At 72.1% G+C, this 22,181-nt stretch carries 21 protein-coding genes; 11 read left to right on the top strand and 10 right to left on the bottom strand.

The window, feature by feature from the left end; all coding sequences use genetic code 11:
* Positions 1-64: 64 nt before the first annotated feature.
* The gene (locus tag OHU74_RS33330; RefSeq protein WP_330300143.1) at positions 65-1,165 is read right to left on the bottom strand and encodes a Gfo/Idh/MocA family oxidoreductase; all 1,101 of its coding nucleotides are present in this window, start codon (positions 1,163-1,165) and stop codon (positions 65-67) included.
* 407 nt (positions 1,166-1,572) lie between these two features.
* Here OHU74_RS33330 and OHU74_RS33325 point away from each other — a divergent pair, with 407 nt between their 5' ends.
* From OHU74_RS33325 to OHU74_RS33315, 3 genes are all read left to right on the top strand, one after another.
* Positions 1,573-2,481, top strand: a complete 909-nt coding sequence (locus OHU74_RS33325; protein ID WP_371619362.1) for a glycosyltransferase family 2 protein — start codon at positions 1,573-1,575, stop codon at positions 2,479-2,481.
* 137 nt (positions 2,482-2,618) lie between these two features.
* The gene (locus tag OHU74_RS33320; protein ID WP_371619361.1) at positions 2,619-4,040 is read left to right on the top strand and encodes an MFS transporter; all 1,422 of its coding nucleotides are present in this window, start codon (positions 2,619-2,621) and stop codon (positions 4,038-4,040) included.
* Positions 4,037-5,050 carry a TolB-like translocation protein gene (locus OHU74_RS33315; protein ID WP_371619360.1) on the top strand — a complete coding sequence of 338 codons (1,014 nt, stop codon included), beginning with the start codon at positions 4,037-4,039 and terminating at the stop codon, positions 5,048-5,050. The genes OHU74_RS33320 and OHU74_RS33315 overlap by 4 nt, the downstream gene beginning before the upstream one ends.
* 48 nt (positions 5,051-5,098) lie before the next feature.
* Here OHU74_RS33315 and OHU74_RS33310 read toward each other — a convergent pair whose 3' ends face one another.
* Entirely contained in the window at positions 5,099-5,440 is a 342-nt protein-coding gene (locus OHU74_RS33310) for a MerR family transcriptional regulator (protein WP_371619359.1), read from the bottom strand.
* A gap of 203 nt (positions 5,441-5,643) precedes the next feature.
* On the opposite strand from OHU74_RS33310, the gene OHU74_RS33305 reads away from it, so the two are divergent.
* Positions 5,644-6,015, top strand: coding sequence for a hypothetical protein (locus OHU74_RS33305; protein ID WP_371619358.1), 372 nt, complete (start codon positions 5,644-5,646; stop codon positions 6,013-6,015).
* 111 nt (positions 6,016-6,126) lie between these two features.
* Here OHU74_RS33305 and OHU74_RS33300 read toward each other — a convergent pair whose 3' ends face one another.
* From OHU74_RS33300 to OHU74_RS33290, 3 genes are all read right to left on the bottom strand, one after another.
* On the bottom strand, positions 6,127-6,438 hold the full coding sequence (locus OHU74_RS33300) for an SCO5918 family protein (protein ID WP_371619357.1): 312 nt from the start codon (positions 6,436-6,438) through the stop codon (positions 6,127-6,129).
* A gap of 109 nt (positions 6,439-6,547) precedes the next feature.
* Entirely contained in the window at positions 6,548-8,254 is a 1,707-nt protein-coding gene (locus OHU74_RS33295; RefSeq protein WP_371619356.1) for a DEAD/DEAH box helicase, read from the bottom strand.
* 351 nt (positions 8,255-8,605) lie between these two features.
* Positions 8,606-8,809 (bottom strand): cold-shock protein, encoded by a 204-nt coding sequence (locus OHU74_RS33290; RefSeq protein WP_053678014.1) that lies wholly within the window; start codon positions 8,807-8,809, stop codon positions 8,606-8,608.
* Positions 8,810-9,151: 342 nt separating this feature from the next.
* Between OHU74_RS33290 and OHU74_RS33285 the strand changes: the two genes are divergently transcribed.
* The 3 genes from OHU74_RS33285 (at position 9,152) to OHU74_RS33275 (ending at position 10,900) form a co-directional block, all read left to right on the top strand.
* Positions 9,152-9,607: an SRPBCC domain-containing protein gene (locus OHU74_RS33285; protein ID WP_371619355.1), complete on the top strand. Its 456-nt coding sequence runs from the start codon at positions 9,152-9,154 to the stop codon at positions 9,605-9,607.
* Positions 9,604-9,984, top strand: a complete 381-nt coding sequence (locus OHU74_RS33280) for an ArsR/SmtB family transcription factor (protein WP_371619354.1) — start codon at positions 9,604-9,606, stop codon at positions 9,982-9,984. Before OHU74_RS33285 ends, OHU74_RS33280 begins: the two co-directional genes overlap by 4 nt.
* Before the next feature lie 115 nt (positions 9,985-10,099).
* A complete protein-coding gene (locus OHU74_RS33275) occupies positions 10,100-10,900 on the top strand; it encodes a class I SAM-dependent methyltransferase (protein ID WP_371619353.1) in 801 nt (266 codons plus the stop codon).
* A 56-nt stretch (positions 10,901-10,956) separates the two neighbouring features.
* Here OHU74_RS33275 and OHU74_RS33270 read toward each other — a convergent pair whose 3' ends face one another.
* Positions 10,957-11,481, bottom strand: coding sequence for an AAA family ATPase (locus tag OHU74_RS33270; RefSeq protein WP_371619352.1), 525 nt, complete (start codon positions 11,479-11,481; stop codon positions 10,957-10,959).
* Between the two features lie 188 nt (positions 11,482-11,669).
* Complete coding sequence (locus OHU74_RS33265; RefSeq protein ID WP_371619351.1) at positions 11,670-12,602, bottom strand: aminoglycoside phosphotransferase family protein; 933 nt, start codon at positions 12,600-12,602, stop codon at positions 11,670-11,672.
* 75 nt (positions 12,603-12,677) lie between these two features.
* Between OHU74_RS33265 and nadE the strand changes: the two genes are divergently transcribed.
* On the top strand, positions 12,678-13,520 hold the full coding sequence (gene nadE, locus OHU74_RS33260) for an ammonia-dependent NAD(+) synthetase (RefSeq protein WP_371619350.1): 843 nt from the start codon (positions 12,678-12,680) through the stop codon (positions 13,518-13,520).
* Between the two features lie 10 nt (positions 13,521-13,530).
* Here nadE and OHU74_RS33255 read toward each other — a convergent pair whose 3' ends face one another.
* Positions 13,531-14,988 carry an MFS transporter gene (locus tag OHU74_RS33255; RefSeq protein ID WP_371619349.1) on the bottom strand — a complete coding sequence of 486 codons (1,458 nt, stop codon included), beginning with the start codon at positions 14,986-14,988 and terminating at the stop codon, positions 13,531-13,533.
* Between the two features lie 169 nt (positions 14,989-15,157).
* Here OHU74_RS33255 and OHU74_RS33250 point away from each other — a divergent pair, with 169 nt between their 5' ends.
* The 3 genes from OHU74_RS33250 (at position 15,158) to OHU74_RS33240 (ending at position 19,137) form a co-directional block, all read left to right on the top strand.
* Complete coding sequence (locus OHU74_RS33250) at positions 15,158-16,063, top strand: helix-turn-helix domain-containing protein (RefSeq protein WP_371619348.1); 906 nt, start codon at positions 15,158-15,160, stop codon at positions 16,061-16,063.
* 69 nt (positions 16,064-16,132) lie between these two features.
* Complete coding sequence (locus OHU74_RS33245; protein WP_371619347.1) at positions 16,133-18,490, top strand: family 20 glycosylhydrolase; 2,358 nt, start codon at positions 16,133-16,135, stop codon at positions 18,488-18,490.
* Positions 18,491-18,570: 80 nt separating this feature from the next.
* Positions 18,571-19,137 carry a hypothetical protein gene (locus OHU74_RS33240; protein ID WP_371619346.1) on the top strand — a complete coding sequence of 189 codons (567 nt, stop codon included), beginning with the start codon at positions 18,571-18,573 and terminating at the stop codon, positions 19,135-19,137.
* Between the two features lie 85 nt (positions 19,138-19,222).
* Here OHU74_RS33240 and OHU74_RS33235 read toward each other — a convergent pair whose 3' ends face one another.
* Together OHU74_RS33235 and OHU74_RS33230 are read right to left on the bottom strand one after the other, a co-directional pair.
* Positions 19,223-19,948, bottom strand: a complete 726-nt coding sequence (locus tag OHU74_RS33235; RefSeq protein WP_371619345.1) for a ribonuclease H — start codon at positions 19,946-19,948, stop codon at positions 19,223-19,225.
* Between the two features lie 14 nt (positions 19,949-19,962).
* Positions 19,963-22,134, bottom strand: a complete 2,172-nt coding sequence (locus OHU74_RS33230) for an MMPL family transporter (RefSeq protein WP_371619344.1) — start codon at positions 22,132-22,134, stop codon at positions 19,963-19,965.
* Positions 22,135-22,181 lie beyond the last annotated feature (47 nt).

The following is a 22,181-nucleotide window of genomic DNA, read 5'->3' as shown; positions in this document are numbered from 1 at the left end:
GTCGTGGGCGCTGCCGCGCCCGGTGCCGTGTGGCCGGCCCCGGACGGGACGGCCGCCTGAACCGTCAACGCCCGGTGCGCAGTCCGACGACCGCGCCCCGGAACTCCAGGCTCCGGGAGGCGGCTTCGAGGATGTCGAGGACCTGGAGTCCCGCCCGGCCGTCGGTCAGCGCGGGCCGCCCCGTCCTGATCGCGGCGGCGAACTCCTCGACCATGCTGCGCAGGGCCTCCTTCTCGCCGAGCGCGGGCGCCACCATGTCGCCGCTCCGGTAGGAGACGAGCATGTCGCGGCGCTCGTCCGCACCGATCTCCTGCGGGGCCGTGAGGTCCACTCCGCGGTCGAACACCGCGACGCGCTGGCTGGGGTTGAGGTCGTCCCACACGAGGGTGCGCTTGGAGCCGCCGACCATGGTGGTGCGGACCTTCACCGGGGAGAGCCAGTTGACGTGCACGTGGGCGATGGCGCCGGTGTTGAGCTGGAGCGTCAGATAGGCCACGCAGGACTGTCCGGCGCCGATCGGGTCGGCCCCGTGGGCGGCCACGGCCACCGGGTGGACGTTGTCCGGGAGGATGAAGTCGAGGACCGAGAGGTCGTGGGGGGCCAGGTCCCACAGGACGTCGATGTCTTTCTGGACCAGCCCCAGGTTGATCCGGACCGAGTCGACGAACTGGATCTCGCCGAGTTCCCCGGAGCGGACCATGTCGCGGATGCGGGCCACCGCGGGGGTGTAGCAGTAGGTGTGGTCGCACATGAGGGTGAGGCCGCGTTCCTCGGCCTCCTTCACCAGCCGCAGGCCGTCCTCGTACGTAGCCGCGAGGGGCTTCTCCACGAGGACGTGCTTGCCCGCGCGCAGCGCGGCCAGGGCCACGTCGAGGTGGGTGCCGGCCGGGGTGGCCACGGCGACCGCGTCGACGGCCGGGTCGGCCAGTACCGCCGCGTAGTCGGAGGTCGCCTGGACCGTGGAATACCCGCCGAGCACCTGGCGAGCCCGGTCGACGTTCAGATCGCAGAGCCAGCGGAGCCGGAACTCCGGGCTCGACTGGAAATTGCGGACGAGGTTGGGGCCCCAGTAGCCCGCGCCGACGACGGCAACTCCTAACGGTTCTACCGGCCCCGCATGTGCGGCCCCGGCTTCCTGCCGGGCGTCCTTCGCGGTGTCCTTCACAGCGTTCCCTTTCCTTCCGCGCACGCCCGCAGGCGTGTCGACGACCCATGGCCGGGACGCGTGCGAAGGAAGGAGGTGCCGTCGACGGCAGGCCGGGCGCCTGCGCGACCCGTGCGTGACCCGCCCAACGGTGATGGCCCCCCACGACCGATGCCGTACGTGTTCCACGTACTTCCGCCCCCCGGCCGTCCGGCACCCCACGCGCCGGTCCGGCCACGGGCAGGCGGCCCGTTCCCCCAAGCCGCCGAACCCGTACCTGCCACAACTTCCCTGCTCCGATTGGATTACGGCGTCGCCGAAGCACGCCGAATCCGGTCGGCAGCGTTCAATCTAGACCACGGGGAGTACCCCCGGGGAGAGTTGGAGGAAACGGTCGGTACGGGTGTTCGGGCGTGCATACTTCCGGGGTGACCAGCATCGTGATCCCGGCCCACAACGAGGGCCGGGTCATCGGCCGGCTCCTCGACGCGCTCCTGGCCGAGGCCCCTGCCGCCCCCTCTTCCGCCGCCGCCTCCGGACTCGACATCGTGGTGGTGTGCAACGGCTGCACGGACGACACCGCCGCGGTGGCCGGTGCCCGCGGCCCCCGGGTACGGGTGGTCGAGATCCCGACTCCCTCCAAACACACGGCGCTTCGGGTCGGCGACGAGCACGCACAGGGCTTCCCCCGGCTGTACGTGGACGCCGACGTCGTGGTCACGGGCGCCGACGTACGGGCCCTGGCCGGCGCCCTCACCGCCGGCCCGGAACTCCTCGCCGCGGCCCCCGGCCGCGATGTCCCGCTGACCGGATGTGCCTGGCCGGTGCGGGCGTACTACCAGGTCTGGCAGCGGCTCCCGGCCGTCCGAGAAGGGCTGTTCGGACGCGGGGTCATCGCGGTGACCGAAGCGGGACACGCACGGATCGCCGCCCTGCCCCCGCTGATGGCCGACGATCTGGCGGCGTCCCTGGCCTTCGCGCCGGGAGAGCGGCGCGTGGTCGAGACGGCCCGTGTCGCGGTCCATCCGCCGCGCACCTGGGCCGACTTGATCCGGCGCCGCGTCCGGGCGGCTACCTCCTCCGCCGAGCTGGAGCACTACCAGGCCGCCCGGGCCGCCGAGTCCCCGGAGGCCCTCTCGGGAGACGCGCCGCCCGCCCCCTCCGCGCGCACCGGCACGGGCGATCTGCGCGCGCTGCTCCTGAGCCGTCCGCAACTGCTGCCCGGAGTCGTGGTGTTCGTCGTGGCGGCGATCGTCGCCCGCCGGGGAGCCCGCAAGGCCATCCGCACCGGGGACTTCTCCACCTGGCTGCGCGACGAGAGCAGCCGCCAGGGCTGATCCGCCGAGACCTGCCCGGACCCGTCGAATCGGGCCGTACACAGCACAGTTGGCCCGTACAAGCACTAGGGTCGCCCGTACGTACGAGTGCCGCGCGCACGAGTGACCCAGACCGTCGCCACCGGGAGCTCCAGAGCATGTACCTCGCGGACCGCTCCGCGCCCACCGGCGCGAAGACCGCACCGGACGGGGGACCCGTCCGGGCCCCCGCGGTCGCCTCGGCCGTCCTCGCCCTGGGCGCGGTCAGCCTGATCACCGACGTCTCCTCCGAGATGGTCACCGCCGTCCTGCCGTTGTACCTGGTCGCCGGACTGGGCCTGAGCCCCCTCGGGTTCGGCGCCCTGGACGGGCTCTACAACGGGGTCAGCGCCCTGGTGCAGCTGACCGGCGGCCACCTCGCCGACCGGATACGCAACCACAAGCTGATCGCCGGAATCGGCTACGGCCTGTCCGCCCTGTGCAAGCCGCTGCTGCTGCTCGCCCACAGCCTCGGCCCGGTGGGCGTGGTCCTCGCCCTGGAACGCACCGGCAAGGGGCTGCGCACCGCCCCGCGCGACGCACTCATCTCCCTTTCCACACCTCCCGAGTTGCAAGGACGCGCCTTCGGCGTGCACCGCGCGATGGACACCACCGGGGCGCTGCTCGGACCCCTCGCCGCCTTCTTCATCCTGGGCATGACCGTCGACGGGTACGACGCCGTCTTCGGGGTCAGCGCCTGCGTCGCCGCTCTGGGCGTCGTGGTGCTCGTGCTGTTCGTCCCGTCCGGTGCGGACCTCGGCCCGGCCCGCCCGAAGCCCGCCGCCCTCCCGAAGCCCGCCGCCCGCCCGGTCCGCACCGGTCCCGCGGCGACGGCCACCGCCTCGGAGCCGGCCTCGGCCTCGGCCTCGGCATCTTCCCCGGAGCCGGGCGCGGTGAACGTGCGCGAGGCGCTGGCCCTGCTGCGGCTGCCCCGGCTGCGCGCCCTGGCCGGCTGCGCCGCCCTGCTCGGCCTCACCACCGTCAGCGACGCCTTCCTCTACCTGCTGCTCCAGGATCGCGCCGGCATCGGCGAACAGTGGTTCCCGCTGCTGCCGCTGGGTACCGCCGCCGTGTTCCTGCTGCTGGCCGTCCCGGCCGGCGCCCTCGCCGACCGGATCGGGCGCCGCACCGTGTTCCTCTCCGGGCACGCCCTCCTGCTGGCCGGCTACGGGCTGCTGCTGTGGGCCCCCGACCGGTCCGCGCTGCCCTACCTGGTCCTCGCCCTGCACGGCATGTTCTACGCCGCCACCGACGGGGTCCTGCCCGCCGCCGTGGCCGCGACCGTCCCCGTACGGCTGCGGGCCACCGGCATCGCGGTCGTCGGCACCAGCCAGGCGCTGGCCCGCTTCGGCTGCTCGCTGGCCTTCGGCGCCGCGTGGACGCTTCTGGGCTCCGGTCCCGCGCTCGCCGTCGCGGCGGCGGCCCTGTGCTGCTGCGCGGCCGTCGCAGGCTTCGTACTGCGGCCGACGGCTCCGGACGGGGACGCCCCCGGTCCGGTCCGCACTCCCCCGCACCCCCGAAACTCCCGAGGAACCCGATGACGCGCTCACGCCGGCTGCTCGTACTCGCGCTGGCCGTGCTGCTCCTGGGAGCCCTCGCGGCGGTCGCGGTGCTGCGCGCCTCCGCCCGCTCCGAGCAGACCCGGGAGGGCGATCCCACGGTCGCCCAGGGCAAGGTGACGCTCGGCCGGACGGACGGGCTGGCCTTCCTCAACGGCGCCCAGGGCCCGCACCGCGGGGCCGTCGCCTCGGTGGCGGCCGGGGCGCCCCAGTCCGGTCGCACGGCCTCGGACCTCACCTGCCAGCGCTTCTACGCGGCCGCCGGGACCGGCGTGTGCCTCAACTCCAAGCCGGGCGCCCTCGCCCAGGACAACCGGGCCCTGATCGTCGACTCCGACCTGCGCACCCTGCACAGCTTCCCGCTCGCGGGCACCCCGTCCCGGGCCCGGGTCTCCCCCAGCGGCCATTTCGCCGCCTGGACCGTCTTCGTCGCCGGGGAGTCCTACGGGGCCGCGTTCTTCTCCACCCGCACCTCGATCGTGGACACCCGGACCTGGACGCTCGAACCCGACCTGGAGAAGTTCTCCATCGTGAAGGACGGCCGTCCCTACACCTCGGGGGACGTGAACTTCTGGGGCGTCACCTTCTCTAAGGACGACGACACCTTCTACGCCACCCTCGCCACGGCGGGCCAGACCTACCTGATCAGGGGATCGCTCTCCCGACGCGAGGTCACCACCCTGGCCCAGAACGTCGAATGCCCCTCCCTGTCCCCGGACGAGACCCGGGTCGCGTACAAGAAGCGCGTGATGCGCGGTGCTTCCCTGTGGCGCGAACACGTCCTGGATCTGAGCACGCTGCGGGAGACGCCCCTCGCGGAGAAGCGCAGCGTGGACGACCAGGCCCTGTGGCTCGACGACCGCACCCTGGCCTACGCCCTGCCCGCCGACGGCTCGGTGGACACCACCGATCTCTGGACCGTTCCGGCGGACGGCACCGGCGCCCCCCGCGTCCTGGCCCCGGCGGCCTCCTCGCCGACCCGCTTGGGCTGAGCCCCTGCGAGCCGGGCCCCGGGGCCGGGGCCCGGCACCCGCTCCGGATCAGGCTTCGGAGCCGGCACCCCTGTCGGTGCCCGCCGCCCGCCGGTACTCGGCGTTGATGCGCTGGGCTTCCTCCAGCTGGTCCTCGAGGATGACGATGCGGCAGGCGGACTCGATCGGGGTCCCCTGGTCGACGAGCTCCCGGGCCCGGGCGGCGATGCGCAACTGGTAGCGGGAGTACCGGCGGTGGCCGCCCTCGGACCGCAGCGGGGTGATCAGGCGGGCTTCGCCGATCGCGCGGAGGAAACCGGGGGTGGTGCCGAGCATCTCGGCGGCCCGGCCCATGGTGTAGGCCGGGTAGTCATCATCGTCAAGACGACCCAGAGAGTTCTCTGCTGTCACTTTCACCTCGTTTGTGGGACGCGTCGAGGGGCCCTGGCGCTGTTCGGCACCGGGGCCCCGAGCCGCATTCAACACCATTTGCCGTGCCCCACTCCCCCCGCGCACCGTCCACGGGGTGGTGCGCGCCGCCCCCGGGCCCCGTCCGGGCATCCGCCGTCGGGCTCAGGGCGTACCCGGGGAGGCGGAGAATCGTTGGGGCAGGCATGGGCACCACACACGCCGCTTCCCCGTCCCTGGCACGGCACCGGGCTCCCGACCGCGCCCCTTCCGGGACGGTACGGGGCATCCCCCGGCAGCAGTCTCCGGGCGGTTCTCCCCCCGCCGGCCGGGCCGCCGGGGGGGCCGCCGTATTCGATCAGCTCGCACGCGAATGGGAGGCCCGGGGGGCCACCGTTCCCGGCCTGCCCGACCCGCTGTGGGACCGGCTGATCACCTACGAGCATTTCCAGCGCGAGACGGACGCCACCCTGCGCAGTCTGCGCCTGGACCGCGCCGAGCCGCAGCCCCCGCCTCTGACCCCCGCCCCGGCCCCGGCCCCGGCCGCTCCGGCGGGCCCGCGCTGGACGCGGGCATGACGAAGCACCGAGGGCCCCGGCGGCTGGTGCCGTCCGGGACCCTCGGTGCTTTGCCTGCTCTGCATGCCGTACGCGCTGTACCTGCCGTACGCGCCGTACGTGCGCCTTCGGTCAGACCCCGGCCGGGGCGCCGAGCAGCGCGGACGCCTTCTGGACCGGGGTCAGGCCGGCGTTGGGCGGTGTTTCCGGGGCGAGCGCACGGCAGGTGAAGCCCAGCGCGGTCAGCGCCCTGGTCACCTCGGCGGCCGTGAAGTCCCGGCGGTCTTGGCGGGTGATGACCGCGCCCACCTGCTTGACGGGGTAGGCGCGGCGGCCGATGATCACGGACTCACCCGTGATCGGTTCGGGCTTGACGCCCTTCATCGAGGCCAGCACCCCGCCCTTGTCGAGGTCGAACGGAAAGCGTGCGATGACGAAGCGCATGAATCCTCACAGGGGGAGAGAACCGTCCCGGCCGCAGCGGCACGGGGACGCCGGGGCGCGGAGCCCGCGGCATGGAGGTACGGAGCTGTGGAGCTTGACCGGGGCCGGACTACGCGGCAGTGGAGAAGGTGCTCCCGCGCTCGGACCGCGCGGGGGACGATCCCGTCCTGCTGCGCCGCTCCTGCGCCGGACGGCTCCGGCGGCCGCGGGAGGACCCCGTACCGCTCTTGGAGCGCTCGGGGACGGGCGCGGTGATGGTGACGGGGATTCCGGACGGTGCCTGGGCGCCGGTGATCCGGTTCAGCTCGGCCTCGCCGGAGCGGACCTGGGCGGTGTGCGGGGTGATCCCGGCGGCGGCCATCAGGCGGGTCATCTCGCGGCGCTGGTTGGGCAGGACCAGCGTGACGACGCTGCCGGACTCGCCGGCACGGGCGGTACGGCCGCCGCGGTGCAGGTAGTCCTTGTGGTCGGTCGGCGGGTCCACGTTGACGACGAGGTCGAGGTTGTCCACGTGGATGCCGCGGGCGGCGACGTTGGTGGCCACCAGGACCGTCACGTGCCCGGTCTTGAACTGCGCGAGGGTACGGGTGCGCTGGGGCTGCGACTTGCCACCGTGCAGCGCCGCGGCGCGCACCCCGCTGTGGAGCAGGTGCTCGGTCAGCCGGTCCACGCCGTGCTTGGTGTCCAGGAACATGATCACGCGGCCGTCGCGGGCGGCGATCTCGGTCGTGGCGGCCTGCTTGTCGAAGTTCTGGACGTGCAGGACGTGGTGCTCCATCGTCGTGACGGCACCGGCCGAGGGGTCGACGGAGTGCACGACGGGGTCGGTCAGGTAGCGGCGGACCAGCAGGTCCACGTTGCGGTCGAGGGTGGCGGAGAAGAGCATCCGCTGGCCCTCGGGGCGCACCTGGTCGAGCAGCGCGGTCACCTGGGGCATGAACCCCATGTCGGCCATCTGGTCGGCCTCGTCCAGGACGGTGATGCCGACCTGGTTGAGCCGGCAGTCGCCCCGCTGGATGAGGTCCTTCAGACGTCCGGGAGTGGCGACGACCACTTCGGCCCCGCCGCGCAGTGCGGTGGCCTGCCGGTAGATGGGCATGCCGCCGACGACGGTGGCCATGCGCAGCTTGACCGCACGGGCGTAGGGGGTGAGCGCCGCCGTGACCTGCTGGGCGAGCTCACGGGTGGGTACGAGGATCAGCGCGAGCGGCTGACCGGGCTCGGCGCGCTGCCCGGCCGTACGGGCCAGCAGGGCCAGGCCGAAGGCGAGGGTCTTGCCGGATCCGGTGCGGCCGCGGCCCAGTACGTCGCGGCCGACGAGGGTGTTGGGCAGGGTCGCGCCCTGGATCGGGAACGGCGTGGCCATGCCCTCGGCCTTGAGCGTGGCCAGCAGCGGGGCCGGCATGTCGAGGTCGGCGAAGGCCTCGACGGCGGGCAGCCCGGGAACCACGGTGACCGGCAGGGCGAACTCGCCCTGCGGTGCGGAGCTGCGACGGCCGTAGCCGCCACCACCCGAGCGGGAGGGGCCGCCGGAACGGCCGGGGCCACCGGAGCGGCTGGGAGCACCGGAACGGCTGGGGGCCGACGAGCCGAAGCGGCTGCCTCGGCCGGCGGAACCTGCGGAGCTGCCGTAGGAGCCGGTGGAGCCGCCACCGTAGGAGCTGGTCGAGCCGCCCCCGTAGGAGCCGGTGGAGCCGCCGTAAGAGCCCCCGTAGGAGCCCGCGGAGTCCCCGTAGGAGCCGGTGGAGCCCCCGTAGGAGCCACCGCTCTTACGGCTGCCGGAAGAGCGGTTGTTCGTACGTGTCGTGCGGTTCATGCGGAACCTTCCTCGATACGGCACACATCGAGGGAATTCCCGGCAGCGGAAATCAAGCCGCGCGACGATTCACAAGAATGAGCCGAAACAAAATCAGATATGACGAAGCCGGATTGAACTACTTCCGGGTTGTCACGAAGGGGGCGCCGCGCGGCGTGCCGATGGTAACGGCGGTCACACGCGGGCAGGGAGCCGAGGAAAAATCCATCGGCAGAACAGCTGGGCGCTTCGACAGCGAGCGCTGTCGCGCCGCTCACACGGGCCGCAACGGCCGGCGGAGCCTGAAAAATACAACGAGCTGGGGCCCGCACCCCAAGGTGCGGGCCCCAGCTGCGTGGTTACGCTTCAGCGTCAGGCAGTGACGATGTTCTCAGCGGTCGGGCCCTTCTGGCCCTGCGCGATGTCGAAGCTGACCTTCTGACCTTCCTGAAGCTCGCGGAAGCCCTGGGAGGCGATGTTCGAGTAGTGGGCGAACACGTCAGGACCGCCACCCTCCTGCTCGATGAAGCCGAAGCCCTTTTCCGCGTTGAACCACTTCACGGTGCCATTAGCCATGTTGAATCTCCTTCGGGGCACAGCCCAGAGGTTCGCACTGTGCGAACCTCGAGTCGCCGATGATTGCCCAGCCCGGAAAATGCCGGAATCAAATCTTTGGGAACCACAACTGCAACTGAAACCACAGTAGCACGCCGGAACCGGCCGGGCGAGAACAATAATTCCACTCCGCCGGTCGGACCAGAAATTCTTACCGCACCCCGCATTCATTTCTGTCGTGGCGAACACAGATATTTCGATGATCGAACTCGCGCAACCGTACGGTTGCACCAGCCCGACCCATGTGCAACTCTGGAGTTGCACCTCACCGTCGTGGTGAGGACGGAGCCGAAGGAGTCCGCCATGAGTACGGATCGGATCGAACGCGACACCCTGATCGAGGCCTCCCTGGAGCGGGTCTGGTCGCTCGTCGCCGAGCCCGGCTTCTGGGTGGCCGACGACGCCGGCCTGACGGTGCTGGCGGGCACCGTGGCCAAGGAAGGGGAGTCGGTCGTGGCGAGCAACGCCCAGTACGGCGACTTCCCGGTGCGCGTGGAGAAGGTGGACCCGCCGACGTACCTGGCCTATCGCTGGGCCAGCGCGTTCCCGGGACAGGAGCTCAGCGAGGACAACAGCACCCTGGTGGAGTTCACCCTGACCCGGGAGGGCGACAAGACCCGGCTCCGCGTCGTGGAGAGCGGGTTCGCCACGCTGGCCGGGTCCGAGGAGCTGCGCGACCGGGCCCTGAAGGACAACACCGGCGGCTGGCCGCAGGTGCTCGACGCCTTCAGGAAGCGCGTCGAACAGTCGGCGGCGTGACGGACGACGGACGCCCCGGCGCGGGCACGGGCACGGCGGTCGACGAGGTCCTCGCCGCGCTCGCCGACCCGACCCGGCGCAAGCTGCTCGACCTGCTCGCCGCACAGGGCCAGGTGACCGCGACCACGCTCGCGGAGGGCCTTCCCGTCTCCCGGCAGGCGGTGGTCAAACACCTCGCCGTCCTGGACGCCGCCGGGCTGGTCTCCGGGAGCCGGGTCGGACGCGAGGTCCGGTACACGGTGCGGCCCGCGGCCCTGGACGCCACGGCACGGTGGATGGCCACCCTGGCCGCCGACTGGGACCGGCGACTGGCGGGCATCAAGCGCATCGCGGAAGCCGCCGAGGCCGCGGAGCGCGACGCGCGGCAGTCCCCGTAGTACTGGCGGGGCCGGGGCCGGGTCCATCCGGACCCCGGCCCCGACCCCGGCCGCCGCACGATGCCGCCGTGTCGTACCGCCCGGCCCGGCCGGTCGTGGCCCGATAGTGGTGACCGTGAGCGACAGGCCAGAGGGAACCGGGAATGCCGGAGCGGGTGCCGGGGAAGAGGGCGTCGCATGGTCCGGACCGGACGGTGCGCAGGCCTTCGCGGCCGTGGACGCGGCCACCGACTGGCTGCTCGGGTACCCCTTCGTCTTCCGGGCCCTGGCGGGGTGGATCGACAGCCGCCACGTCCTGGTGGACTACGGATGCGGGCCGGGCAAAGTGGCCGACCACGCGGCCCGGCGGCTCGGCGCGAGGGTGCTGGGCGTGGACACCTCCCCCGAGATGCTGGCACTGGCCCGCGGCTCCGGGACGGCGGTGGCCGAGTACCACCTGGTCGAGGACGGCCGCACGGTCTGCCTCGCGGACGGCAGCGCCGACGCGGTGATGTGCAACCACGTCCTGGCCTCGCTGCCGACCGAGGAGACGGTGCTCTCGGTCTTCGGGGAGATCCGCCGGATCCTGCGCCCCGGCGCCCCCTTCGTCCTACTGGCCACGGATCCCGCGTGCAGCGGCACGGAGTACGCATCCTTGCGCATCGGGGATCCGGGCGGTGAGTACGGTCCCGGCGACGAGGTGACCGTACGGCTCCGGCGCACGGACGGAACCTGGCAGTCGATGCCCAACCACGCCTGGCCCGTGGAGCTCTTCCCCACCCTGCTGGAGCGCGCCGGATTCCGGGACGTCGTCCAGCACCGCCCCACCGTGGACGAGGCGCTGGCCCTCGCCGACCCGGAGCTCGCCGCGGGCCGCACCTGGGCCGCGGAGCGGGCGAAGCCGCCCCTGGTGATCACCACGGCCCTGGCCGACTAGGCCGTCCTCTTTCGGATCTTTACGGGCCGTCGCGGGTACGTCCGGCACGGCTGCGGTCAAGCGAAGGACGGCCACCGGTTGGCGGCCCACTCCCGCCAGTCCGCCCAGCCGGGCGGCGGGCCGGCGGCCCCGCAGCCTCCGCGCTCCGCCGCATCGGGCTCCTCGAAGTGCGCGCGCCCGTGCAGGATGTCGGCCTCGGTCATCGGAATCGTCTCCGCGGGGGCGTCCGCCCGGCGCTGGGCGATCCGGGCACGTTGGGTCTCGTCGTCCACCGGCAGGTAGACCATCCGGAAGCAGGCGTCCTCGGCCTCGGCCAGCCAGCGGATCGCGGACCGTTCGTCGCGGGACCAGCAGCCGTAGTCCACCACGACGTTGGTGCCGAGCCTGAGCGCTTCCAGAGCGAGCCAGAGCATCCGGCCCTCCAGCACGTCGCGCTTCCCGTCCGCCTCCGCCATGTCGAACAGCGGGATCATCCAGTCGTCTGGCGTCAGGCGCAGCGCACCGTGCTCCTTGGCGAGCTGCCGAGCCTTCGTGGTCTTCCCGGCCCCTGGTAGGCCGACCATCAGGAACAACGTGGTCACGCCCAGATCGTGTCAGGGAAGCCGGACGGACGGCCACTGCTTTGTCTGTCTGCTCACGCATCGGCACTCTGGCGCCCGTCGTAGGAGCGCCGGTCACGGCCGCTCGCCCATGGCTCCGGATCGGTAGCGCCCGCGTCGCTAGTGCTGTGACCGGAAAGGTTCACCGGGTCGCGGCGCCCGGCACGGCACTAGACGTTCTCCGTGAGCGCCTCCGCCAGGCGGTCCGTGAACGCGGTGAGCAGGTCCAGTACCGCCCCTTCGCGGGCCACGCGGAATCCGTGCCGGCGGCCCCAGAAGGACGCCCGGACGGCATGGAACTGGGCCCAGCGCCGGACGCGCTCGCGATCGACCTCGGCAGCCTCGGCGAACACGTCCAGGATGCGGTGGGCGGCCTTGCCGAGGTCTTCCGCCACCAGTAGCTCCAGCGCGCGCGACTTGAGCAGGGTGCCGCCGTCGTAGGCGGGGTCTCCGGCGTACCCCTTGGGGTCGACGGCCAGCCACGGCTCGCGGTCGGCGCGCAGGATGTTCCTGGCGTGCAGGTCTCCGTGGACGAGGGTGTCCGGCTGTACGCGGCCCAACTCGCGCGCGGTCGAGATGGCCGCGCCGACCACGCGGGGCGGCAGCGAGTGCGGCAGTTCCTCGGCGTCCTGGCGCAGCTCCTCCTCCCAGGTCCGCGCCTGGTCCCGCAGCCGGGGCAGCACGGGCGGGGCGGCAACGGCCAGTCGGCGGTTGATCCGCCCCGCGACCTCCGCCACCTCGTCGCCGTCCGCGGACTCCGCCAGGGTGGAGGTGCGGACCCTCTCCAGCAGCAGCGCGAAGCGCGCGTCGTCGCGCTCGTACAGCAGGACGGCCCCGCGGCCGCGCCACGCGGCGAAGGCGTCCGGCTCGTGGACGTTGCCCGGGTGCGGGAACGACACCTTCAGCACGGCGGCCGCCCCGGCCGGCCTGCGCACCGGGACGATGACTCCGACTCCCCCGTGCAGCACCGCGCCCTCCGGCACGCACCCCCACTGCTCCAGCAACCCGTCCACGATCAAGGGCAGTTCGGCGATCCACCGGGCTCCGGGCCCGCCTTCACGCTCGACCGTGCTCCGCGCGAACCCCTCCGGCACCCGGATCATCCGGACGCCTCCCCCATAGGACGACCGCTCAAGATCGGCTTCCCCCAGTTCGAATTCGGCCAGTACAGTACGTGGATGGTGAACCTCCGCGAGCAGATTCTCGCTGAACTTGGCGTCAAGGCGACCATCGTCCCCAAGGTCGAAATCCGGGAACGGGTCGACTTCTTGAAGGACTACCTGCGGTCGACCCCGGCCACCGGCTTCGTCCTCGGGATCAGCGGCGGCCAGGACAGCACGCTGGCCGGCCGGCTGTGCCAGCTCGCCTCCGAGGAGCTGCGCGCCGAGGGCCACGAGGCCACTTTCGTCGCGGTGCGGCTGCCCTACGGGGTCCAGGCCGACGAGCACGACGCGCAGATCGCGCTGGAGTTCATCCGGCCGGACCGCTCGATCGCGGTGAACGTCAAGCCGAGCGCGGACGCCGTGGGCGCCGAGGCGGCGCTCGGCCTGCAGGAGCTGCTGGGCGGCGAGCCGAAGCTCCGGGACTTCGTGCGCGGCAACATCAAGGCCCGCGAACGCATGGTGATCCAGTACTCGATCGCTGGGCAGCTGGGGATGCTCGTCGTGGGTACCGACCACGCGGCCGAGGCGGTGACCGGCTTCTTCACCAAGTTCGGCGACGGCGGCGTCGACATCACCCCGCTGACCGGACTGAGCAAGCGGCAGGGCGCGGCGCTGCTCCAGGAGCTGGGAGCACCGCCGAGCACCTGGGAGAAGGTACCGACCGCCGACCTCGAGGACGACCGTCCCGCGCTGCCGGACGAGGTGGCGCTGGGCCTGTCGTACGCCCAGATCGACGACTACCTGGAAGGCGCCGAGGTCACCACCGAGGTGGCGGCCAGGCTGGAGTCGATCTTCCTGGCCACCCGGCACAAGCGGACCGTTCCGGTCACCCCGCTCGACGCGTGGTGGCGGCCCTGATCCCGCCTTTCTAGGCCCGCCTGCCGTTCAGGAAGAGGACGGTGGTGAGGGTCCCGAGCAGTACGAGCGCCGTGTTGACGAGGATCGCGGTCGTGATGCCCGCATGGATTGAGCTGTGGGCCGCCACGATCGCGCTCATCACCGGGGTGCCCATCGTGATGCCGATCTGCTGGGTCATCGTGGCGAGGCCGGTGGCCATGCCCTGCTCGCGGTCGGGCAGCCCCGTGGTGGCGGTGACCATGAAGCCGACGATCACCAGCATGTTGCCGATGCCTCCCGCGAAGGTGGCGGTGAGCAGGAGCCACAGGCCGGAGGGGGAAGTGCCGAGGGCGACCAGGCTCAGGGTGGCGGCGGCCTGGAGCAGTCCGCCGATGACCAGGGCCGTACGGGTGGAGGTGCCCGCGATGACGCGGGGCGCGATGGATCCGCCGATGACCGTGCCGGCGCCCAGGACCCCGAAGGCCAGTCCTGCCGAGAGCGGGGAGAAGCCGAGGACCTCCTGGAGGTGGAGCGTCATCAGGAAGACCAGGCTCGTCTCCGTGAGGAAGGCGATCAGTCCCGCGGTATTGCCCCAGGCGACCGTCCGCTTCCTGAGTACGGAGACGGGTACCAGGGGGTCGGCCGCCCGGGATTCGACGGCGTGGAAGGCGATGAGCAGGAGCACCCCCGCGGCGAGCCAGCCCAGCGCCGCCGCCGAGCCCCAGCCGTGCTCGCCCGCCCGCGTCAGACCGTAGATCAGGGCCAGTAGGCCGAGGGTGACCGTGGTGGCACCGGGCAGGTCGAGCTTCGGGCGGACGGCCGGGCGGGATTCCTTGATGACCGTCGGGGCGATGATCAGGACCGCGAGGGCGACGGGGACGTTGACGAGGAACGCCCAGCGCCAGGAGAGCAGGTCCGTCAGTACGCCGCCCAGCACCGCGCCCGCCGTGAACCCGGCCGACATCAGTGCCCCGTTGAGACCCAGCGCCTTCTGCCGCAGCGGCCCCTCGGGGAAGGAGGTCGTCAGCAGGGACAGCCCCGCCGGGGTGACGGCGGCGGTGGCCAGGCCCTGGAAGACCCGGGCGGTCAGGAGCATTTCGGGGCTGGTGGCCAGACCTCCGGCCAGGGAGGACAGGCCCAGGACGGCGAGGCCCGCCAGGAAGAGCCGGCGGCGGCCGAAGAGGTCCGCGATCCGGCCGAAGAGGAGGGTGAATCCGGCGGCGCTCAGCGCGAACGCGGTCGCGATCCACTGGAGGCCGGACAGGGAGAATCCGAGCCCGGCGCCGATGACCGGAAGCGCCACGTTCAGGATCGAGAAGTCGACGGCCAGCATGAACTGGGCGACCAGCAGGACCACCAGGACGAGCCGCAGGCGACCGTCCAGCCGGACCGGCCCCGCCCCCTCCGGGCCCGGAAGCCCCGGCACCTCCCGCTCTGCCTTCCCCTGCTCCGGACCCGCGTCCGCATACGAACTCCCGACAACAGCCATGGCCGTACTTCCTTTCCGCTCGCACCACTGAGGCGTTCCGGGAAGCGACTCTGGCCCGGTCTCCCGGCCCTACCCAGCCCTCTGGTTGTGCTGGCACCGCGGAAGCTGTCACTGGCAGGGCCACCCTTGACCGGCCCGCTCCCCGTACCCGGACGGCACACTGGAATCCATGGACACACCCACGGCCCTGGGCGAATTCCTCCGCAACCGCCGCGCCCTCCTCCAGCCCGAGGACGTCGGCCTTCCGACCCACGGCACCCGCCGGCGCGTGCCCGGACTGCGCCGCGAGGAGCTGGCACTGCTCGCCGGCGTGAGCATCACCTACTACACGCACCTGGAGCAGGGGCAGAGCACGAACGCCTCGGACAGCGTCCTCGATTCGCTCGCCCGCGCCCTTCGCCTGACCGCGGACGAGCAGGCGCACCTGCGCGACCTCGCGCGGCCGCCGAAGCGCAAGCGGGCCCAGTCCCCGCGCCCCGAGTACGCGCGCCCCGCCACCCGCCGGCTGATCGGTGCGATGCCGCAGGTCCCGGCCGTGGTGCTGGACGGCCGCAACAACGTGCTCGCCTGGAATCCGCTGGGCCACGCCCTGCTCGCCGGACACCTCGACGCCGCGAGCCCCGAAGATCCGGCCGCCCGCCCCAATCTGACGCGCATGCTCTTCCTGGACCCGCACACCCGGGAGCTCTACACCGACTGGCGGACCGAAGCCCGTACCGCACTCTCCGCACTGCGGCTGGTCGCGGGGCGCCACCCCGACGACCGTGCGCTGGCCGAACTCATCGGCTCGCTGATGCTGCAGAGCCCCGATTTCGCCACCCTGTGGTCCAAGCATCCGGTACGGGACTGCACCGTCGGGACCAAGTCCATGCACCATCCGGCCGTGGGTCCGCTGTCCCTCGATTTCGAGAACCTCCACCTGTCCGACGGCACCGGCCACCGGATGATGCTGTACAGCGCCCCGGAGGGCTCCCCCTCCGATGCGGCGCTGCTCCTGCTGGCGGGTCTGGTCGCCGATCCCCAGGGCCAGTTGCTCGATGTTGCTCGTTCAGGTGGGGTTTCGAGCAACTCTTGACATAGGTCGGGTACTGCGCTGCACTTTGGCCACTCCCTCCGGCAGTCACGGCCGGAGGGAGATACCGCCATGAACTCCCCCTACCCTGACCACACCTGGGGACTCGCCATGCGTCTGCTCAGATTTCTGACCGCCTCCGCCTTAGCGGTGGCCGCACTCTCCCTGCCCGGCGCCGCCGCCGCTTCCCCGGCAGCGGCCCCGGCCGCCGCGGCCGCGCCGCAGACCGTGCCGGCCCTGCGGCAGTGGACCGCCGGCACCGGCAGCTACGGCTTCACGAGCACCAGCCGGATCGTCGTCGATCCGGCCTACACCGCACAGCTCTCGGACGAAGCGGCCACGCTGGCGGAGGACTTGGGCGCACTGGCCGGGCGCTCCGTGGCCGTGGTCACCGGGAGCGCCTCCCCCGGCGACATCGGGCTGAGCCTCGGTGACGGTTCACTGCCCGCCGAGGGGTACCGCATGACCGTCGGGCAGAGCATCGCCATCCAGGCGGGGACGGACACCGGGGCCTTCTACGGCACCCGTACCGTGCTCCAACTGCTGCACCAGTCGGCCTCGGTGCCGGCCGGAACGGCCGTGGACTGGCCGACGAAGTCCGAGCGCGGGCTGATGATCGACCAGGGACGGAAGTTCTTCACCGTCGACTGGGTCAAGCAGCACATCAAGGAACTGGCCTACCTCAAGCTCAACTACTTCCACTTCCACGTGTCGGACACCTTCGGCTTCCGGCTGGAGAGCGCGACCCACCCCGAGATCGTCTCCACCGACCACTACTCCAAGCAGGACATCGCCGACCTGGTCGCGCTCGGGCAGAAGTACCACGTCACGATCGTCCCCGAGATCGACACCCCGGGGCACATGAACCAGATCCTGGCGGCCCATCCGGAGCTCAAGCTCAAGAGCAGCTCCGGCGCGGTCAGCCCGGACTTCATCGACCTGTCCCTGCCCGCCTCGTACACCCTGATCAAGGACCTGATCAACGAGTACCTGCCGCTGTTCCCGGCCGCGTATTGGCACATCGGCGCGGACGAGTACGTCACCGACTACAGCAAGTACCCCCAGCTGCTCAGCTACGCCCGCGCCCACTACGGCGCGAACGCCACCGCCAAGGACACCTATTACGGGTTCGTGAACTGGGCCGACGACCTGGTCCGGGCCGGCGGCAAGACCACCCGGATGTGGAACGACGGGATCAAGGCCGGGGACGGCACCATCACCCCGCACGCGGGCATCCTCGTCGAGTACTGGTACAGCTACGGGCTCACCCCGCAGCAACTGGCGGCGGCCGGGCACACCGTGGCCAACGAGTCCTGGACCCCCACCTATTACGTGCTCGGCGGCGCGAAGCCCGACACCAAGTGGATGTACGAGACCTGGACCCCGGACACGTTCGAAGGGGGCAACGTCCTCGCGGACAGTGCGAAGAACCCCGGTTCGCTGATCCACGTGTGGTGCGACAGCCCCAACGCCGAGACGGAGACCCAGGTCGCCGCCGGCATCATGTACCCGCTGCGCGGGCTCGCCCAGCAGACCTGGGGTTCCCCGAAGCCGGTGAGCACCTACGCCGCCTTCACCCCGATCGTCGCCGCGATCGGCCACAACCCCGCCTGGCCCAGCACCTCGCAGCCGGGCAATCTCGCCCTGGGCCGCGCCACCACCGCCTCCAGCACCGAGACCGCCAACTTCCCCGCCCCGCTGGCCACGGACGGCGATCCGGGCACCCGGTGGTCGAGCGCGTACAGCGACCCGCAGTGGCTCCAGGTCGACCTGGGCTCCAGCCAGGCCGTCAACCGGGTGGTGCTGCGCTGGGAGGCCGCCTACGGCAAGGCCTTCCAGATCCAGCTCTCGGACGACAAGGCCACGTGGCGCACCCTGTACTCCACCACGGCCGGTACGGGCGGGGTCCAGGACCTGACCGGGCTGTCCGGCTCCGGCCGCTACCTGCGCCTGTACGCCACCCAGCGCGGCACCACGTACGGCTACTCCCTGTACGAGTTCGAAGCGTACGGGGGCCAGTTGACCGGCACCCGGACCCTGACGGCCGCCGGGAAGTCGCTCGACGACCCGGGGAGTTCCAGCGCCTCCGGAACCCAGCTGATCACCTGGACCCCGCACGGCGGCCCCAACCAGCAGTGGCGGCTGTCCCTCAACGCGGACGGCAGTTACACCATGGCCAACGGCTCCTCCGGCCTCTGCGCGGACACGGCGGGCGGCTCGGCATCCGCCGGCGCGGCCGTGGTCCAGGCCACCTGCGCCCCCGCGAGCGACAGCCAGCGCTGGCTGCTGGCCCCGCTCGGCGCGGGCGAGTACTCCGTGACCAACAAGAAGAGCGCCTTGCTGCTGACCACGGCCTCCGGCTCGGACGGAGCCCTGGCCAGCCAGCAGCCGAGCAGCGGTTCCGCCTACCAGCGGTGGCAGATCGCCTGAGCGGCCGACCCTGACGGCAGTGGCCACGATCGGCGGCGGCACGGAGTCCGAACAGCTGACTCCGTGCCGCGGCGACGGCGGTGAGCCGGGCCGCCGATTCGGCGGACATGCTCGCCGCGGCGCTCGACAAGGCCTCCGACGAGGCTACGGCCGCGGGCTCGGCCGAGATCAAGGCGACGACCTCGGGACCACAGACCGGCGGCAAGCCGGTGGTCGTGGCCGGGCTCTACTCCTGGGGCAACGGCCTCAAGGGCAGGACCTGGCTCAAGATGGACGCCTCCGCCCTCATGGGCGCGGACGGTGCCGCGGCGCTGAAGAACGGGAGCTCCAACGATCCGACGGCGGGGCTGAAGCTGCTCAAGTACGCCAAGGGCGTCAGTAAGGTCGGCAAGGAAGACGTCAACGGCAAGGCCGCCACCCACTACCACGCCAAGATCTCCCTGGCCGAGCTGGGCGACGCCGCCGCCATCTACGAGTCGATGGGCACGGGCGCCACGGACCTGGTCGCCGACGTCTGGATCGACGACAAGGGGATGCCGGCGCGCATGACGAATGCCCTCGGCGCCGTCAACGTCTCCATGGACTTCCTCTCCTTCGGGGGGCGAAGGAGATCACCGCGCCGCCGGCCGAAGAGACGGCCGACATGACCGAGATCATCAAGAACCGCAAGCCCACGGTCTGACGGACACCGCGCCGCCGGGCCGGGGCGGGCCCGGCGGCGCGGCCGAGGTGCTACTCGGCGGCCGCGCCGCCGCAGTCCGGGTGTCCCCAGCGGGATCCGAGCTTGGAGATCTTCTCTCCGGCGGCGTACTGCTTGCCGCACGGGCAGGTGCCCGGAAACTTCGCCTTGATGGTGACGCCGCCGCTCCGTGTGCCGGTCGCCTTCCTGGCGGTCGCGGTGCCGGTGCCCGTGCCGGTACCTGCGGTACGGGCCTTCGTGGCGCGGGCCGGTGTGCTGCGGGCGGGCGCCGGGATCGGCATCGCGGTATGACCCAGCGCGGTACCGGCGGGCTCCTGGCTCACCGCGGCCTCGCTGGCCGCCTGGTCGGCGATCGCGTTGAGGTGGTCGCCGTCCTCGCGGTGCGCGGGAACGTAGCGGAACTCCACGTCCCGGTCGGTCAGCAGCGCGTCGATGCTCTCGACGAGCTCCCGGTTGGCCACCGGCTTGCCCGCGGCGGTCTTCCAGCCGTTGCGCTTCCAGGCCGGGAGCCACTGGGTCACGGCCTTCATCGCGTACTGCGAGTCCATCCGTACCTGGACGGCCGTCCCCGGTGCCACCGCCTCCAGCAGCCGCTGCAGGGCGGTGAGTTCACCCACGTTGTTGGTGGCCCGGCCCAGCGGCCCGGCCTCCCAGCGCTCGGGGTGGCCGTGCGTGTCGGCGATGACCCAGGCCCATGCGGCCGGCCCGGGATTTCCCTTGGCCGCCCCGTCACAGGCGGCGATGATGCGATCAGACATCCCCCGATCATGCCTCACCCCCGGGCCCTCCCCGGACCCTCCCCGTGCCCGGCCGCTTCCCCGGGGTGTGGCAGGAGCCGGTCGAGGAAGGGCGGCAGCCACCAGTTGGCGCGCCCCATCAGGAACATCGCCGCCGGAACGAGCACCAGCCGCACCACCGTCGCGTCCAGGATCACGCTGACGGCGAGTCCCAGCGCGAGCATCTTGACGACCACGGTGGGCGAGGCCGCGAAGGACAGGAAGACCGCCGTCATGATGAGCGCCGCGCTGGAGATGACCCGGCCGGTGGCGGCCAGGCCGGTGCCGACGGCGAGGGTGTTGTCCCGGGTGCGGTGCCAGGTCCCGGCGATGGCGGAGAGCAGGAAGATCTCGTAGTCCATTGACAGGCCGAAGACGTTTGCGAACATCATCATCGGTACGAAGGACTCGATGGGCACCGGCTCCGACAGCCCGATCAGGCCGCTGCCCCAGCCCCACTGGAACACCGCGACGAGGATCCCGTAGGACGCCGCGGTGGTGAAGAGGTTGAGGGCGACCGCCTTGAGCGGGATCACCACGCTGCGGAACACGACGGTCAGCAGCAGGAGCGCGGCCGCCAGGACGATGCCGATGATGAGCGGCAGCCGGTCCTTGACGGTGTCGCGGAAGTCGAGCTGTCCGGCGGTGGATCCGGTGAGGTAGCCCTCGGCTCCGGTGCCCCTGAGCGCCGTGGGCAGGGTGGTGTCGGTGAGCCGGGTGAACAGGCTGCCCGTGTCCGCGGTCTGCGGCCCGGTGGCGGGGGTGAGCGTGGAGATGAGCAGCTTGCCGTCGGGGCTCGGGGTGAGGGGGGTGAACCGGGCGACCCCGGCCGTGTCCCGCAGGGCGGCGGTGAGCTCCGCGCCGATCCGGTCGGCCGCTGCGGTGGCGTGGTGGAGGTCGGCGACCAGGACGAGGGGGCCGTTGGCGCCGGGGCCGAAGCCCGGTCCGGTGCCCTCGGCTATCCAGTCGTACGCCTGCCGGGTGCTGCTGCCCGCCTTGTCGGCGCCGTCGTCCACGTGGCCGAGCCTCATGGAGAGCAGCGGTACGGCGAATAGTCCGAGCAGCAGGGTGCCCGCGGTCAGGAACTTCCACGGGTGCCGGGCCACCAGGGCGGCGTAGCGGTGCCAGCCGTCCTGGCTGCCGGAGGTTTCGGCGACCGGGCGGCGGACGGTGAACCGGTCGATGCGGCGCCCGACCAGGCCCAGGGCGGCCGGCACCAGGGTCAGGGCGGCCGCGCCCGTGATGGCGACGACGAGGGTGGCGGCGAGCCCCATGCGGCCGATGAAGCTCAGGCCACAGGCGTACAGGCTCAGCATGGCCACGACGACGGTGACGGCGGCCACCACGACGGCGCGGCCGCTGGAGGCGGCGGTGCGGCCGGCCGCGTCGACCGGATCGTGCCCGTCGATGAGGTCCTGGCGGAAGCGGGTGGTGAGGAAGAGGGCGTAGTCGATGCCGACGCCGAGGCCGATCATGGTGGCGAGGGTGGGTGCGGCGGTGGCGAAGGTGACGGTGCCCGCGACGATGCCGACGACCCCGATGCCCACGCCCACGCTGATCAGGGCCGTGGCCAGGGGCAGCAGCGCGGCGGCGATGCTGCCGAAGGTCAGGACGAGGATCAGCAGGGCCGCGACCACGCCCACCGCCTCGCTCGCCTTGTCGTTGGCGGGCGGCCGCACGACCTGGTTCAGGTCGCCGCCGTACGCGACCTCCACCCCCGAGGCGCGGGCCGGGGCGGTGGCGGCATCGAGGGTGTCCCGGTAGCCGTGCCCGAGCGTCTTGACCTGCCGGTCGAAGGACACGGTGGTGTAGGCGGTGCGGCCGTCGGCGCTGGTGACGACCGGGGACGCGGCGGTGACGTGGTCCATCTCCGCCAGGTCGGCGCGGCTCTCGTCGACGGCCTGCCGGTGTCCGGCCAGGGAGCCGGACCCGACGTGGAAGACGACGCGCCCGCTGGGGTCGCCGACCCCGGGGGCGGAGCGGGCCAGCAGGTCGGCTCCGGTACGGGACTGCGTGCTGGGCAGGGCGATCTGGTCGCTGTAGGTGGGGTCGGCCAGGTGGCGGCCGAGTGCCGCGCCGGCCAGCAGCAGGAGCCAGGCCGCGATCACCCAGACGGGATGGCGCGCGCTGAAGGCGCCGAGGCGGCCCAGGCGGGAAGGGGAGTGCACGACGCCTCCAGGAAAGTGTCAGGGCTGACACGAGGCACCTTGGCAGA

The organism is Streptomyces sp. NBC_00454 (assembly GCF_041434015.1).
Taxonomy (GTDB): domain Bacteria; phylum Actinomycetota; class Actinomycetes; order Streptomycetales; family Streptomycetaceae; genus Streptomyces.
This window is presented reverse-complemented; position numbering and strand designations above follow the sequence as displayed.

Bases quoted from the DNA above. Each gene is read 5' to 3' on its own strand.
- OHU74_RS33315 (WP_371619360.1), top strand. From the start codon at position 4,037: ATGACGCGCTCACGCCGGCTGCTCGTACTCGCGCTGGCCGTGCTGCTC.
- OHU74_RS33250 (WP_371619348.1), top strand. From the start codon at position 15,158: ATGGACACACCCACGGCCCTGGGCGAATTCCTCCGCAACCGCCGCGCC.
- OHU74_RS33300 (WP_371619357.1), bottom strand. From the start codon at position 6,438: ATGCGCTTCGTCATCGCACGCTTTCCGTTCGACCTCGACAAGGGCGGG.
- OHU74_RS33285 (WP_371619355.1), top strand. From the start codon at position 9,152: ATGAGTACGGATCGGATCGAACGCGACACCCTGATCGAGGCCTCCCTG.
- OHU74_RS33305 (WP_371619358.1), top strand. From the start codon at position 5,644: ATGGGCACCACACACGCCGCTTCCCCGTCCCTGGCACGGCACCGGGCT.
- OHU74_RS33320 (WP_371619361.1), top strand. From the start codon at position 2,619: ATGTACCTCGCGGACCGCTCCGCGCCCACCGGCGCGAAGACCGCACCG.
- OHU74_RS33290 (WP_053678014.1), bottom strand. From the start codon at position 8,809: ATGGCTAATGGCACCGTGAAGTGGTTCAACGCGGAAAAGGGCTTCGGC.
- nadE (WP_371619350.1), top strand. From the start codon at position 12,678: ATGGTGAACCTCCGCGAGCAGATTCTCGCTGAACTTGGCGTCAAGGCG.
- OHU74_RS33265 (WP_371619351.1), bottom strand. From the start codon at position 12,602: ATGATCCGGGTGCCGGAGGGGTTCGCGCGGAGCACGGTCGAGCGTGAA.
- OHU74_RS33235 (WP_371619345.1), bottom strand. From the start codon at position 19,948: ATGTCTGATCGCATCATCGCCGCCTGTGACGGGGCGGCCAAGGGAAAT.
- OHU74_RS33255 (WP_371619349.1), bottom strand. From the start codon at position 14,988: ATGGCTGTTGTCGGGAGTTCGTATGCGGACGCGGGTCCGGAGCAGGGG.
- OHU74_RS33245 (WP_371619347.1), top strand. From the start codon at position 16,133: ATGAACTCCCCCTACCCTGACCACACCTGGGGACTCGCCATGCGTCTG.
- OHU74_RS33295 (WP_371619356.1), bottom strand. From the start codon at position 8,254: ATGAACCGCACGACACGTACGAACAACCGCTCTTCCGGCAGCCGTAAG.